The organism is Mannheimia sp. (assembly GCF_056854775.1).
In genome coordinates, this window is record NZ_JBXGGI010000078.1 from 1 (window position 1) to 14500 (window position 14500).

Annotated in this window: 17 protein-coding genes and 1 pseudogene; 3 read left to right on the forward strand and 15 right to left on the reverse strand. The window is 36.3% G+C overall.

Translation table 11 applies throughout. From position 1 onward, the window contains the following. Positions 1-105 precede the first annotated feature (105 nt). The 4 genes from ACJHV0_RS05730 to ACJHV0_RS05745 are packed head-to-tail and all read right to left on the reverse strand — an operon-like array spanning position 106 to position 2526. Entirely contained in the window at positions 106-780 is a 675-nt protein-coding gene (locus tag ACJHV0_RS05730) for a nitroreductase (RefSeq protein ID WP_025235519.1), read from the reverse strand. A gap of 20 nt (positions 781-800) precedes the next feature. Then, a complete protein-coding gene (locus ACJHV0_RS05735; RefSeq protein WP_112111241.1) occupies positions 801-1232 on the reverse strand; it encodes an organic hydroperoxide resistance protein in 432 nt (143 codons plus the stop codon). 35 nt (positions 1233-1267) lie between these two features. Continuing rightward, positions 1268-2059: an HpcH/HpaI aldolase family protein gene (locus ACJHV0_RS05740; RefSeq protein ID WP_463627108.1), complete on the reverse strand. Its 792-nt coding sequence runs from the start codon at positions 2057-2059 to the stop codon at positions 1268-1270. A gap of 11 nt (positions 2060-2070) precedes the next feature. Further along, entirely contained in the window at positions 2071-2526 is a 456-nt protein-coding gene (locus ACJHV0_RS05745; RefSeq protein WP_112111243.1) for a ferritin-like domain-containing protein, read from the reverse strand. Between the two features lie 117 nt (positions 2527-2643). On the opposite strand from ACJHV0_RS05745, the gene ACJHV0_RS05750 reads away from it, so the two are divergent. After that, complete coding sequence (locus ACJHV0_RS05750; protein WP_483133629.1) at positions 2644-3495, forward strand: AraC family transcriptional regulator; 852 nt, start codon at positions 2644-2646, stop codon at positions 3493-3495. A 72-nt stretch (positions 3496-3567) separates the two neighbouring features. Here the strand turns inward: ACJHV0_RS05750 and deoD are convergent, their stop codons facing one another. From deoD to ACJHV0_RS05765, 3 genes are all read right to left on the reverse strand, one after another. Continuing rightward, positions 3568-4287, reverse strand: a complete 720-nt coding sequence (gene deoD, locus ACJHV0_RS05755; RefSeq protein ID WP_025235516.1) for a purine-nucleoside phosphorylase — start codon at positions 4285-4287, stop codon at positions 3568-3570. A 25-nt stretch (positions 4288-4312) separates the two neighbouring features. Next, positions 4313-5089, reverse strand: coding sequence for a deoxyribose-phosphate aldolase (deoC, locus tag ACJHV0_RS05760; protein WP_334236044.1), 777 nt, complete (start codon positions 5087-5089; stop codon positions 4313-4315). 147 nt (positions 5090-5236) lie between these two features. After that, positions 5237-6499, reverse strand: coding sequence for a NupC/NupG family nucleoside CNT transporter (locus ACJHV0_RS05765; protein WP_483133630.1), 1263 nt, complete (start codon positions 6497-6499; stop codon positions 5237-5239). 190 nt (positions 6500-6689) lie between these two features. Between ACJHV0_RS05765 and msrA the strand changes: the two genes are divergently transcribed. Further along, entirely contained in the window at positions 6690-7196 is a 507-nt protein-coding gene (msrA, locus tag ACJHV0_RS05770) for a peptide-methionine (S)-S-oxide reductase MsrA (protein ID WP_483133631.1), read from the forward strand. 32 nt (positions 7197-7228) lie between these two features. Here msrA and ACJHV0_RS05775 read toward each other — a convergent pair whose 3' ends face one another. Together ACJHV0_RS05775 and ACJHV0_RS05780 are read right to left on the reverse strand one after the other, a co-directional pair. Continuing rightward, entirely contained in the window at positions 7229-8527 is a 1299-nt protein-coding gene (locus ACJHV0_RS05775) for a surface lipoprotein assembly modifier (protein ID WP_483133632.1), read from the reverse strand. Between the two features lie 59 nt (positions 8528-8586). Then, positions 8587-9192: a factor H binding protein domain-containing protein gene (locus ACJHV0_RS05780; RefSeq protein ID WP_334232059.1), complete on the reverse strand. Its 606-nt coding sequence runs from the start codon at positions 9190-9192 to the stop codon at positions 8587-8589. A 149-nt stretch (positions 9193-9341) separates the two neighbouring features. Here ACJHV0_RS05780 and ACJHV0_RS05785 point away from each other — a divergent pair, with 149 nt between their 5' ends. Continuing rightward, positions 9342-9695: a helix-turn-helix domain-containing protein gene (locus tag ACJHV0_RS05785; protein WP_025235510.1), complete on the forward strand. Its 354-nt coding sequence runs from the start codon at positions 9342-9344 to the stop codon at positions 9693-9695. Positions 9696-9702: 7 nt separating this feature from the next. On the opposite strand, the gene ACJHV0_RS05790 is transcribed toward ACJHV0_RS05785, so the two are convergent. The 6 genes and pseudogenes from ACJHV0_RS05790 to ACJHV0_RS05815 form a co-directional block, all read right to left on the reverse strand. Further along, positions 9703-10503: a glycosyltransferase family 2 protein gene (locus ACJHV0_RS05790; RefSeq protein ID WP_483133633.1), complete on the reverse strand. Its 801-nt coding sequence runs from the start codon at positions 10501-10503 to the stop codon at positions 9703-9705. Next, positions 10503-11387, reverse strand: coding sequence for a glycosyltransferase family 2 protein (locus ACJHV0_RS05795; protein ID WP_025235508.1), 885 nt, complete (start codon positions 11385-11387; stop codon positions 10503-10505). The genes ACJHV0_RS05790 and ACJHV0_RS05795 overlap by 1 nt, the downstream gene beginning before the upstream one ends. Then, complete coding sequence (locus tag ACJHV0_RS05800; protein ID WP_483133634.1) at positions 11380-12567, reverse strand: hypothetical protein; 1188 nt, start codon at positions 12565-12567, stop codon at positions 11380-11382. Before ACJHV0_RS05800 ends, ACJHV0_RS05795 begins: the two co-directional genes overlap by 8 nt. Before the next feature lie 19 nt (positions 12568-12586). Beyond that, positions 12587-13360: a glycosyltransferase family 25 protein gene (locus ACJHV0_RS05805; RefSeq protein WP_483133635.1), complete on the reverse strand. Its 774-nt coding sequence runs from the start codon at positions 13358-13360 to the stop codon at positions 12587-12589. Position 13361: 1 nt separating this feature from the next. Continuing rightward, on the reverse strand, positions 13362-14300 hold the full coding sequence (locus ACJHV0_RS05810; protein ID WP_483133636.1) for a glycosyltransferase family 52: 939 nt from the start codon (positions 14298-14300) through the stop codon (positions 13362-13364). Further along, positions 14297-14500 (reverse strand): annotated as a pseudogene (locus ACJHV0_RS05815) (flippase); the annotation flags it as partial. The pseudogene ACJHV0_RS05815 and the gene ACJHV0_RS05810, both read right to left, overlap by 4 nt.

Genomic DNA, 14500 nt, shown 5'->3' on the forward strand with positions numbered 1-14500 from the left:
CATTGTTATTAAACGTATAAGGGGTAAATAAATTTGTCATCGTTTTCTCCTAAAAAAGTACGGTTGATTTTTGCAAATTTTTGCGAAAAATCAACCGCTTGTTCATTACCAGTGCAATTTCGCACTTTCTTCCACAGGCACACGCCCCAGATGGTGTTTGTTTTGCATTGCGTCCCAATCAGGATAGCCAAATGAAATCGCGTGCAACAATTTGTAATCGCTTGAAATGCCTAGCTCTTCACGCACATCATCGGCAAACATCGCCAACGCTAATTGTGGAATACCACCAAAGCCACGAGCCGTTAAAGAAAGCAGGAAAGTTTGCGAATACATACCGACATCGCTGGCGATATTCACATCGTGTCCGTCAATCGCCGGCATAAACAAAAATGCCATATGTGGTGCACCGTAGCCGATGATGTTGTCATCATAAACCACTTGGCGACCGGCTTTATCTTCACGGGCAATGCCGTAGCTGGTGGTGAAAACGTGGGAATACTGATTACGCCAACGTGGTTCGTAGTCGCCTTTGTATTTACTTTGGTCAAATTCAAAATCAGCTTGGTTAATACCTTGAGCGAAAGTTACTTGGAAACGTTTTTTCAAGCGTTCTAAGGTTTCGCCGGAAGCAACGTGAACCAACCAAGGTTGGGTATTACACGCAGACGGGGCATTTTGTGCATCGGCAAGAATCTGTTTAATCTCTTGCTCCGTCATCGGGGTCGGTAAAAATTTACGGATTGATTGGCGTGTTTTAACTGTTGTTTCAAAATCTAACATAGCTGTTCCTCTTATCATTTTTATAAATCAAATGACTGAACAACATTAACGTGTAAACGCACATCAACATTGCCACGCGTTGCATTTGAATATGGGCAAACCTCGTGAGCTTTTTCAATCAAGGTTTTCGCCTCATCCAAACTTAATCCTTCAACAGTAATAGTAATATCTAAATCTAATGCAAACGCACCATTTGTTTTTTGACCAATACCGACTCCTACTGTTGTACTGGATTTACTTGGTTTAATGCCTAAAGTTGGCGCAACGTGGTTCATTGCACTATCAAAGCAGGCAGCATAACCCATTGCGAAAAGTTGCTCTGGGTTAGTGCCAACTTTTCCACTTTCGTTTTGAAAACCGACTAAATCAAAACCGATTGAGCCGTCATCGACTTGAGTACGTCCATCACGACCGCCTGTTGCAGTGGCTGATGTATGGTAAAAAATTTTCATTGTGTATTCCTCTTTTAAGTTGATAAACATTTAAATTATTTCAAAATAGCACGACAGGCTTCTAATGAACTGTCCGCCATATGAGCTAAAAATACGGTATCCGCTCCAACTACAACGAAGCTTGCTCCCCAATTAATATAACGTTTTGCTTCTTCCGGTGAACCTGCAATAGTTCCAACCGGTTTGCCTAAATCTCGAATGCCCTTAATCAATTTTTCAATGGTTTCTTGCATCTCTTTACCTGAGAAATCACCAAAATATCCCATATCCACTGCTAAATCTGCTGGACCTAAGAATATGGCATCGACACCTTCAGTTGTTGCAATCTCAGAAAAATTTTCTACCCCTTTTTTACTTTCAATTTGTACTGCTAAAAATAATTCATCTTCTGCATACTTAATGTATTCAGGCAATCTCCCCCAACGACCAGCACGCACAGCAGGGGCACCAAAGCCACGTTTGCCTTTTGCTGGGTAATACATTGATTCTGCGATATATTTTGCCTGTTCTCCAGACTCTACCATTGGTGCAATAATAGATTGAATACCTGCATCTAAAAGTTGTTTGATTAAAGCTCGATCTGCAATTAAGGGGCGAACAACTACATGGCTACCATAGGGAGCAATTGCTCGAGCTTGGTCAATAATAGTAGTAATCGTATTTGGTCCGTGTTCTCCATCGATCCAAATAAAATCATAACCTGAACCTGCTACAATCTCAGCATTGGTTGCCGACCCAGATACCAACCCAAAACCAATTTGAGGCTGATGCTCTAAAACTGCTCGCTTAAAATTATTTTGTAAAAATGATTTTTCAAATATTCTCATAGCTTATTCCTCTACATTCTTTTTGCTAAATAAAGAGCTTCACCTAATTTATCAAGAAGATGGAGTTCCTGTTCTAACCAAGCCAAATGTTCTTCCTCGTCTTCCAGCATTCTTTCAATTAAATTACGAGTAGTTGCATCATGTTCGGCTGCTGCAAGCTCTGCCCAAGTGTTTAAGCCTGCTCTAGCGTTTTTCTGTAATTCATAGTCATTTTCTAATGCTTCACGCAAAGTTTTACCAATGTTCGGCTGAGATAAATTAATTTGGAGTGTACCGCCTAAATCTAATAAGCGATTTTGTAAATTCACAATATTTTCAGGCTCATCTGCTGTTTTTTCTTCCATTTCTTTTGCCAATTTTGTAGCACCTTCTGCTTTTATTACTGCAATATGGCTTTGATGTTGCACAGTTGCCATCCAATATACTGATAACATTTCATTTAATAATTGATAAATTTTGTTACTCATATTTTATTCCTCTAATATTGTGATTTATTTGAATGATTATATTATGAGCTTCTTTTCATTTGTTTTCTTGCCTGTTTTTCTATAAGATTTGCCTAATCTTCTAAACACTGAAACATTATGCAAAATCGTAAAGCTCTTCTACATTCCATTTTCCAACTTTCGCCTAAAAATGAAATTTGGCGAACGCCTATTCCAGGTTTAACCATTTATGCTGCCGATCGCTCAAGCATTACAAAAGGTTACATTCAAGATCCGAGTTTATGTGTGGTAATGTTGGGCGAACGACAAATTTGCACCAATGGGCAATGCCAAGTCTTCGGGCACAATGAAATGATGTTTTGTCCCGTTAATTTACCTGTTACAACACTCAACATTAATGTGCCTGAAAATAGCGATTATCTTTCTCTTTCTTTGCGGATTGATTTTGATTTGGTTGCTCGCACAATGGCACAATTACCCGATGTTAAAATCAGCGGTGTTTCTGTCAATCAAACAAAATGGCAGTTAATTGAAGAGATTGATGACTGTCTGTTAAGGCTGCTTAATCTGCTTTATTTTCCAAAAAGGATAGATTTTATTGCACCATTAATTTTACAAGAACTCTATTTTTATTTACTGCAATCTCCGCAAGGCAATGCCTTACGTTCTTTAGTGGCTCAAGAGGGAAAAATCCATAAAATTGCGAAAGCAGCTCAGTATTTAGAACAACATTATGTAGAAAACTTGAATATGGGCGAGTTAGCTAAAGAGGTTGGAATGAGTGTGGCTGGGTTTTACGCTCATTTTAAAAATATAACCTCAATGACCCCGTTACAATATCAAAAATCACTACGACTTAATATGGCGAGAGAAAAATTACAAGCAGGAGTGAGTGTAAGCGAAGTGGCTTATGAAAGTGGTTATGAAAGCCCGAGCCAATTTAGCAGGGAATATAAAAGGCAGTTTGGTAGTAGCCCTAAAGGAAAATAACAAGCGGTCAAATTCTGCAAATTTTTTGCAAAATTTAACCGCTTGACACATAGTTAATTTAAAAACTGAGGCTTATTGTTTGTCGCCAATTAGTACAGACTCTAACGCAATTTCAATCATTTCATTGAAAGTTAATTGACGCTCTTCCGAGCTGGTTTGCTCGCCTGTACGAATATGGTCTGAAACGGTACAAATCGCTAATGCTTTCGCACCATATTCTGCTGCTACCGCATAAATACCCGCAGCTTCCATTTCCACGCCTAAAATGCCGTATTTTTCCATCACATCAAACATTTCAACATCCGGGCTATAGAATAAGTCTGCTGAGAATAAATTCCCTACTCGAACATTCACGCCTTTTTGTTGTGCCGCTTGATATGCTGCTAATGTCATTTCAAAGTCTGAAATGGCGGCAAAATCATTATCACGGAAGCGAATACGATTTACTTTAGAATCGGTACAAGCACCTGAACCAATGATAACATCACGAATGCGAACATCGCTACGCACTGCACCACAAGAGCCGACACGAATAATTTTTTTCACACCATATTCCGTAATTAACTCTTTAGCATAAATCGAGCAAGATGGAATACCCATACCGTGTCCCATCACAGAAATACGACGACCTTTATAAGTACCGGTGTAACCTAACATATTGCGTACATTAGTTACTTCCTTAACATCTTCTAAAAAGGTTTCAGCAATATATTTTGCACGAAGCGGATCACCCGGCATTAATACAACGTCTGCAAAAGCACCTTCAGGTGCGTTAATGTGTGGAGTTGCCATTTTATTTTCCTCTTATGATGAATAATTAATAACCTTGAACAGCTTGTTGCTGCTCGCCTTTTAATGTTGCTAACAGATTACCTAATAGACTTGATGCACCAAAACGGAAATGTGAGCAATTAACCCAATCCGAGCCTAAAATGGAACGAGCTAAAGCTAGATATTCCGCTGCTTCTTCGCTGGTTTTTACCCCACCGGCGGCTTTAAAGCCAACGGTTTCCGCCACGCCTAAATCACGAATAGTTTCAAGCATAATACGAGCCGATTCAAGCGTTGCATTTACTGCCACTTTACCTGTGGAAGTTTTGATGAAATCTGCCCCTGCACGAATTGAAATTTCACTTGCTTTACGAATGAGTTCTTCTGATTTTAACTCGCCCGTTTCAATAATCACTTTAAGTAAAACATTCTTCTCTTGGCATACCGCTTTAGCCTGTTTAACTAATTCAAAACCAATCTGTTCATTACCTGCAATTAACGCTTTATAAGGGAATACTACATCAACCTCATCTGCTCCATAAGCCACCGCAGCTTTGGTTTCTGCAACCGCAATGTCAATATCATCATTGCCGTGTGGGAAGTTAGTAACAGTCGCAATTTTTACTTGCTCAATACCTTGTGCTTTCAAGGTTTTGCGTGCAATCGGTACAAAGCGAGGATAAACACATACTGCTGCCGGTGTACCAAAATCGGTTTTAGCCTGCTCACACAGTGCGATAACTTTTTCGTCTGTATCATTGTCATTTAATGTAGTGAGATCCATCAAAGAAAGTGCAATCTCAGCTGAATTTTTTAGACTCATACGATTCTCCTTTTTAATTAAATGAATGATTCAGTAAATTTTTATAAAAATCTGACCGCTTGTAAATAGACAAATTTCAAGCAACCGTTTACGTTAGATAAAAAAATATAAAACCACTATTTCTAGTGGTTTTATTCATTATTCAGATTATAAAACTGCACCGCCTAAGCCGATAAATAAGCCTGCAATAGTCGCACTCATTAAGTTCGCCAGTGAACCTGCAATTACGGCTTTAATACCAAGTCGTGCAATATCGCCACGGCGATTTGGAGCCATTGCACCAATACCACCGATTAAAATAGCAATAGAACTGAAGTTAGCGAAACCACAAAGTGCAAAAGTAATAATTGCGATGGTTTTATCGCTTAACTGAATGGTTGATTCAGGAGCTAAATATTTTGCAAACTCTAAGTAGCCTACAAATTCATTAACCGCTAATTTTAGACCAATCATCTGCCCTGCAATTTCAGCTTCTTCCCAAGGAACGCCAATTACCCAAGCAAGAGGTTTAAATATCCAGCCAAAAATTTGACCTAAGTTTAATGAGTCATAGCCGAACCAGCCACCAATACCACCTAAAATACCATTCACTAAGGCAATTAACGCTACGAAAGCAATCAACATCGCCCCTACGTTTAAGGCTAGTTGCATACCTGATGATGCACCTGAAGCAGCCGCATCAAGAATATTAGCTGGTTTTTCTAAATCAACTGCCTCTAACTCATCACGGAACGTTTCTGTTTGTGGCACCATAATTTTCGCAAATAATAAACCTGCCGGTGCTGCCATAAATGATGCTGCAATTAAGTAGGTTAAAGGCACACCCATTCCTGCATAACCTGCCATTACTGAGCCAGCAATAGAAGCTAAACCACCCGACATAATCGCAAAGAGTTCAGATTCAGTCATTTTGCTGATAAAGGGTTTTACCACAAGTGGAGCTTCGGTTTGACCAACGAAAATATTCGCCGCTGCAGACATAGATTCAGCTTTAGATGTACCTAACGCTTTTTGTAATAAGCCACCTAAAATGCGGATTACCCATTGCATTACCCCGATGTAATAAAGCAATGAAATTAATGCCGAGAAGAAAATAATCACAGGAAGCACACGGAAAGCAAAGACAAAACCGCCACCGCCAAACACTTCAAACATTTTGTCGCTGACTAAGCCACCAAATAGGAATGAAATACCTTCATTACCATAAGAAATAACTTTAGAAACACCGCTTGCCATTGCATTTAATGCATCACGACCTGCCGGTACATAAAGCACCAATGCCGCAATTGCAATTTGCAACGCCAACGCACCTAATACTGTACGCACATTTATTGAGCGTTTATTACTCGAAAATAAAAATGCGATGAATAATAAAACAATAATGCCTAAAAGGCTGTTAAGAGTACCCATAGAACCTCTAATTATAAATTGATTAAAAAAGGTGGCGATACTATACCTATTTTTGCGTAAAAAATCTTGTAAAAAATGCAATTATCTATAATTGAAATCGGTAAAATATATATTATTGTGTTTTACAAGCGGTATAATTTTAGTTAATTTTTACTAATGCTTTAAATTGAAGGATTATAGGAGAGAAAATATGCAAAACATTCGTGAAATCTATTTAGCGGGCGGCTGCTTCTGGGGCGTAGAGTCTTTTATGCAACGAATTAAAGGCGTGGTAAAAGCTCAATCAGGTTATGCTAACGGTAATACAGACAACCCTACTTACCAAGATGTGTGTGCAGGCAGCGGACACGCTGAGGTAGTAAAAGTAACTTATGATGCTGACCAAATCAGCTTAGCAAAATTATTGGATTACTTCTTTAAAGTGATTGACCCGGTGAGCATTAACCAACAAGGTGGCGACATCGGTATCCAATACCGTACAGGCATTTATTATACCGATCCGCAAGATCTGCCTGTGATTAACCAAGCCTTAAGCGAGTTACAAACTCAGTTCGACAAACCACTTGCGGTTGAAAACGAAATGCTGGAGCAATATTTCCCTGCCGAAGAATATCATCAGGAATATTTAGTCAAAAACCCAACGGGTTATTGTCATATTGATATTCAGTTGATGAATGAGATTTTGAAGAATCAGTAACATCACTAAACATTAGGGGTTTCACCCCTAATTTAAAAGCTCTTTTCAAATAATACTGTAATTTGCTTATCTGTATAAGAATAGAGGCTTGCTAAATTACTTTGTTGCTTTTTCCATACAATATTCAGTTTAGGCGTAATGCCCCATAAATACCAATCTCGTTTCCAAAATTTAGCATTCACACTATAGATTTTATCTTGTCTGATTTTATTGAGAGGAATAATCCCTACGAGTATCGCCTCATCGTGAAATTTTCGGTGGGTAAATGAAAAACTCAACTGACTAGAAATTCCCCATTGATATTCTTGTAACCAGCCTAAGCGAATATTTTTGCTTGTTGAGCCATACTGTTTTTCTCGCGTATTTTCTTTTGATATTGTCCCCCCAACATAAAATAATTGTTTAGGATTAGGCAACCAAAGCAAAGTATTGGAGAAAGCCTTTATATTACCGGCTTGCAAATTTTCATCAAAAAAAGACCGCTTTTCAAATGATAAAACCGTCTGATTTTTCCATTGATTAGAGATAGCAAAATCATAACTAAATTGAAGCCCATTAGACCAATGAAAAGACCTATTACCAAACCAACGTTTATCATAAAAAGGCTGAATGCGTAGTGTTTTATCTGATTTTTTATAGGCATAACCTAGCAGAAGGCGATTAGATACATCATCAAAACGGTGATTATCCCAGTAAATTTTGCCAGTTGCTTCATTTCGAAAGCTCAAATAGTGAGAATTAAATAAATTAAAATCTTTTGCTACATCCACATTAAAAACAAAGCCATTAGCTTTCTGTGGTAACATAGTTTCGTTTTTAATAAAACCCGTATTTTCAATCTGTGGCTGGCGAGATACATTCGCTACATTATCCGTTTTAAGATAAGAAAAATTCAGGTCAAATTGCCATTCATTACGTTGATTTATCGCCTCTAAATAAGCCTCAATTTTTTGGTAAGCTACTCCGGGCAAATCAGGAACACTCTTTACTTTATCAAATTGCAACTTAGCTTCGTTATCTTGCTTATCTGCAAATAAGGCAACCGCAAGCTCCATACGCATTGAATTTAATTCCGGCTTTTGACTAATGATATTCCTATAAATAGAAATTGCTGTTTGGTAATCTTGTTGAATAAAGGCAGACTTCGCTTTTGCATAAGCGATTACAGTAGGATCTGCATTTTCTTGTTGTTTATAATCTTTCAGTAGAATTTGGATCTTTTTAAATTCTTGTTGGTAAGTCGCTTGTTTTAGCTGTTCTTCAAGTTTGGAATGATTTGCTAATACCATTTGAATACTGAAAAAGGCAAGCAATGAAATACAAAATCGCATAATTGAGTGAGAATAATAAAAGAAAGAAGTCAGGTATCTCTACCTGACTATAAATAGAATTAATAGCGAATACCGCCGAAAGAAGTATCATAAGAAGGAGCTTTAGGAAATTTCACTAAGCCCGCTGCTTCTTTCGCCCCTTGACCAAATAACGCCCCTTCATAAGTGCCCTTCTCTAAAAGCGTACTTGCCTCACCATTGAATTTTGAACCATTTAATGATGTTTCGTGCAAGGTAATATCTTGAACTCTACCATCATTTAACAGTGAGTATTCAATTTTTCCATCTACAGTTTTACGGTCAAAATCCACATTCAACGTGGTTTTACCACCTTTAGATACCTCGCCAGTTGCACTACTTAACCAATAAGAATCACCGAAATAAGTTGCTGATCCAGACGGAAGTTGAGTAGCTTCTGTACCTTGATAACGTAATTCTCTTACCGTTTTCGCATCATTGATCCAAACCCCATAGAATGAGTCATTTTGGTTTTTACCATAGAATTCACCTCCAACGGTTTTACCTGCTACATCACCTTTTGGACTATTGGTTAAATCAACCTTAGTACCATCTGGGGTTTCAGCTTTTCCGCTACCACCGCCACCACCACAAGCGGTTAATAAAACAGATAAAGTTGCAACTGAACAAAAAAGTAGTTTTTTCATAGTAACCTCTAATTTAAATAAGTAAAAAACACATTAAACACTCAATAGATAAGTATTTAAGCAAATTATTACTTATTTATTACTCTGTTTTCAAGTGAAAAAATCACGAAAATATCAATAAATGAGTAATTTTAAGTAAAGAGTGAAAAATGGCACAGTTGCTTGCGGTAGAAGTAGATAAGTTAATTGGGAAACGAGTTCAAGAAAAGCGTAAAGAATTAGGTTATTCCGCTGAAAAATTAGCCGAATATATCGGCTTATCTCAACAGCAACTTTCACGCTATGAGCGGGGTGCAAGTAAAATAAATGTAGCACATTTAATTGATATTGCCATTTTCCTTAAAACACCGATTAGTTGGTTTTTCCAAGACTGTATGCCGAAAGATGCTCTTTTAGATGAGGTAAAACTCAGCGAGTTAGATAAGAAATGGGAACAGCTTCCTTTAATGCAAAAGGAAGCTGTGATGATTTTTTTAGATAATATAGCCAGCTATTATAAATAGAACAAATTCACTTTCTCAACAATCCATAAACGGCTTTAAGCATAGAAAGCGGCAATAAACGTGGAATTGCTCGCATTAAGAAAATACCAAACCCTGAAATTGGGTCGTGGATTTGGCAACGATTTTTCAATTTATATAAACGCCATTCTGCTTCCGCCTGAGCTTTGCCACGGCGTCTACCGACCATTCCGTTGCCTACTCTCGCATACACTAACAAATCAGGTAAATTCGCCACTTGTTTGAATTGAGCGATGAGTTTGATCCACAAATAGTAATCTTCTTGTAGATCTTGATATCCCCCCACTTCTAATACTTTCGATTTTTGATATGCCACCGTCATATGGTTAAACGGACAACGCTTACGGGTAAATTTAATAATTTCTTCTGCTGTGGTCGGCACATTACGATAAGCCACAATATCGTTAATATCTTGTCCAAATTCGGCAATTTGCCCGCCAAAAATGACGACTTCAGGATTTTTCTCAATAAATGCCACTTGCTTTGCAAAACGATCTGGCAAGCAAATATCATCGGTATCCATTCTGAAAACCCACTCATTTGCACAATGGTTCAAACCATCATTTAAAGTTTTACCCAAGCCACGATTTTGAGGGAATTTCACCGCTTTTATCGGTAAAATTGCACTATATTCTTCTACAATCGCTTCTAATTCAGGCGTAACAGCCCCATCAAAACAGATGACGATTTCATCTGCTTGATGAGTTTGAGCTTTCAGGCTGTCAAAACATTCTCTTAAATATTGCGGCTGTTCTTTAATGTATAACGACATTAAAACGGAAAATTTCATTAAATAAACCTTTTTAAATTAATCGCCAATTTTGGCGAAATAAGAATTACAAGGGAAATAATCAGCGATTTAATATTTTTCGTCTGTTTAAACATTTCAAAATAATAACCTGCTGCCTTGCGAGATAAATTCATAATATGCGGATAACTTAAAATATAAAGTGAATTTAATTTAAAATTTTCCGCCTGTTCAGGCGTTTGAATATAGGTTTGTTTTATATACTCAATCGCTTTTTCGGTATTTGTGGTATCCGTTGAAACGCTAGAACGCTTGGTGTGGAAGGTGCAATAAGTTAATGCCTTATCCACATAAAGTGGCTCAAAAGTCGGCTCTTCCAATAATTTCAACAAGAAATCGTAATCTTCCAGTGATCGCAAGCGGTCAGATAATCCGCCAATTTTGCAAAAGAGTTCTTTTTTCAAGCCAATCATCGGCATACCACCAATTTTATTTGCTTTCAGAATATTCTCTTTCGTCAGTTCACTTTTATGCTTAAAGGGTGAAGTTACATAAGTAAAGCCTTCGTTTACCATTTCACATTTTGCAGGGTGGTAAATAAAATTCGCAGCTGGATTTTGACTAATTTCTTGCGTCAATCGTTCGCATTTTTCAGACATAAAGCGATCGTCATCGTCTAAAAACAGCAACCACTCTCGGCTTGCGTGATTTGCCCCCACATTACGGCTTTGTGCAGCTCCCACATTTGGGTTATTACGAATAACCTTTACCTCAAAAGGATACTCTTCATTGACGCTAACAGGGCTTTTGGAGCAATCATCAACAATCACGACTTCAAAATTATAAAGCGTTTGTTGCTTTAAACTTTCTAGCAATGCCTTAATTTCTTCATTACGATTATAAGAAGGCACAATAATACTAAACATTTTTTGCCTCTTTGTTGTTGCAAAATAATATTAAATTTCGACCGCTTGTATTGAATAAGGATAAAAAAATTAATAAGACAAACATAATCCCCGGATAAGCGAAGGTATCGGCTTTAATATTTAAAATAGCAAGAATACCAATAGTCGATAAAGTAAAAATCCAGCTTCCTCCAAACCAATTTATTGCTACTTTCCGCACAAAATAAGCAGTAAATGCAAAACAAACTAACATATAGCTCAAACCACCGTATAACACTTGACGAATATAGCCTGAGTCTGAACCGCCATAATAGCCGCCTGTTTCGGTATAATATAAACCATCACCGGAAATAAATTGGCTAAGGGTTGGAATAAATAAGTGGTTTTTCACTAAATTATCGGTGGAAGAACTCACCTTACCTGTGCCGGATAATAAATTAATTACAGGCTCTAGTGCGTGTTCTACATAACGGTTTTCAGGAAAAACAATAGCTAAAAATAGAATTAATATCGTAAAGGCTATTAATGGCAATAAGTATTTCCATTTAAAATAAAGAGCAATACTAATTATCGACATTAATAAAAATGTTCTCCCTGAAATTAGCCCAACACATAAAATTAAAAATAAAAACCACTCATTTATTGAATCCGTTTTTTTATTATAAGCTAATAAAAAATGCAGTAACATTAAGTAGAAAATACTTAATTGGAAAAAAGCGGAGGAGGTAATATTATAAAGTCTGTATTCCTGCTCAGAACCAAAAAAACGCGGCATCATTGCGTTACTGGATAATAGAAAATCCACCATAAATGGTATACCTAATAATGCAGCCACACCACAAATCCATTGAATAGCAATGCCGATTTTGAGATCTCGAACAAATAAAGATTTACCATTTTTCGTTCTATAAAAAATATTATAAACTGCAATACCGAAAATAAATAAAACCAACATTTTGACATACATTGCCAATACGCCAATTTCTTTCGTACCGTTAATGAGAAGCGGAATAACACTAAAGCCAATCAATGCAAAAATTGCAATCAAACTGTCTTTCGGAATAATAATTCCGTTGGATTTTCCTTTAACAACTTGGAAAGCTAAATAACTACAAGCCAATAATCCTACCACAAATGCCATTCGCAGAAAGTGGAAGAACCAAGGATCGTAAATATAAAATAAATTAAACAGTGCTGACATTACAAACCTATTACAAATTTTAAGAAAGATTACGTTTGATCGCTAATATTTTTTTAAATGGATATTTAACCAACTTTTTGAATAAGTTATTATTAAGTGAACCACGTAAATCTTCTAAATTACTGATTAATACAGGGTTTTCAATCGCCATTAATGGGCGAACAATTAACACATCTAATTTGAATTCATTACCAAATAAAATAAAATCATCAGCAAGCCAGTAAGGGCGAGTTGTTGAGCATTGTGCTAAAAACTTGCAAGCGGTCGATTTTTTAATTAAATATGCAACTGTACCGGCAAAATAATTACGATAAGAATAAGCATATTTATATTGGCTATCGCCAATCTGTTTTTGGAAAAAACCAAAAGTAGTTGGATAATTAATTTCTAATTCCACATCATCAAAAGTTGGGATTTTGGATTGTCCGACTAGAATAATATCTGCTGTCAGATTTTGTGCTAATAAAGCCTCAATATGTTTTTGGAAATCTTGAGCAAATAACGCATCATCTTCACAGACAAGGCAGTAATCATTATTTTCAATAGTATTATCTTCTGCTATTTTTTGATAAACCGCCAAATGGCTTAACGTACAGCCAACTTCGCCTTTTGTGGTTTTTCGCCCATAATGTTGCTCGAATTTAGCTAAATCAAAATGCGTATTCAAAGCATCCCAATCTCTACTCATTGTATTAATGGCATTAAAGATTTCAAAATCTGCCGTATCGGGTTGAGAGAAGAAAAGCTCACGTCTTTTCACATCTTTTTCTAATGAAATTAAATATTTTTTCATTTTATTCTCGAATATCAATTATTTTAATGCCTAATTTTTCAAAAAGCTCATAAGTTTCAATATAGGCTGGATTATCTACCTCTACCCTTAAAGCAACAACTTCAATATTGGGGCTTTTATTCAAAATATTAATTACGGCACTGCTAAAGTAGGTATAAACTCGGCATTTTTTATGGCTAAACTCTTGAAAGATATAATCTTCTAAAATCAAATTGGTATCAATATATTCCACATTACTGAGTTTATATTTTTCTCTTGGGTGTGGTAAGTAGAGATCAACATCAAATGCTTTAATTACTTTCTCTGCTAATGCAATATTTTTCTCATCTTCTCGTTCAAAAATTGGCTGACCGAGTAGAATATTAAAAACCTTAGAAGTTTCTAATTCTGATCCGGATAATTCATTCTTATTAATAAGATCTACATAAACCGTATTTTTAATAATATTTGGGAAACCTTGATAAATTGTATAATGCGTTTTAGATAAATTTTTCAGTTTTTCCAAACTGTATTTATTGCCTAAAAACATATTAATTAATTTACGGTTTAGCCCTATATTTTCTTCTTTATAGAAAATACTACTTGGAACAACATTTGCTGCACCATCATCAAAGGTATTCAGTTCATTAAATTTAATCGCACTGAGTAGAAACTGAATTTCTAATTCATTAATATTTGCGAGAAATACTTTATTAAATTGTTTACTGCCAAAAGTTGATTTTAAATAGAGAATTTCTTTAAGTAATTGAATTCGTTCACTATGTTGCTGCATTGCAAAAAATTGCTGGCATTTTTTCCCTAAACGAGCTTGGTAGAAATCAAATTTCGCATTTTTGACAGTAGAGAGCATTACCCCAAAAAATGCCTCATTTGGGTGCATTTCAATAATTTTCTCTGCAATCAACACTTGCAAAGGAGTGCAACAAATAATTAAATTCATACGGTTTTTCCTACTCTTGCCGTCATTACATAAAGAATTGGAATAATTACAACTGCTCCAATAATAGCGGCAAAAGGAATATATTCTATTTGAGTAAAAGTTAAAGCAAATAATGCCACCAAATAGAAAATGGTAGATAAAATAGAACAAAGTGAAATCAGTTTATTTTTGCCATAAAAAAACAAATAATTCACTAAAAT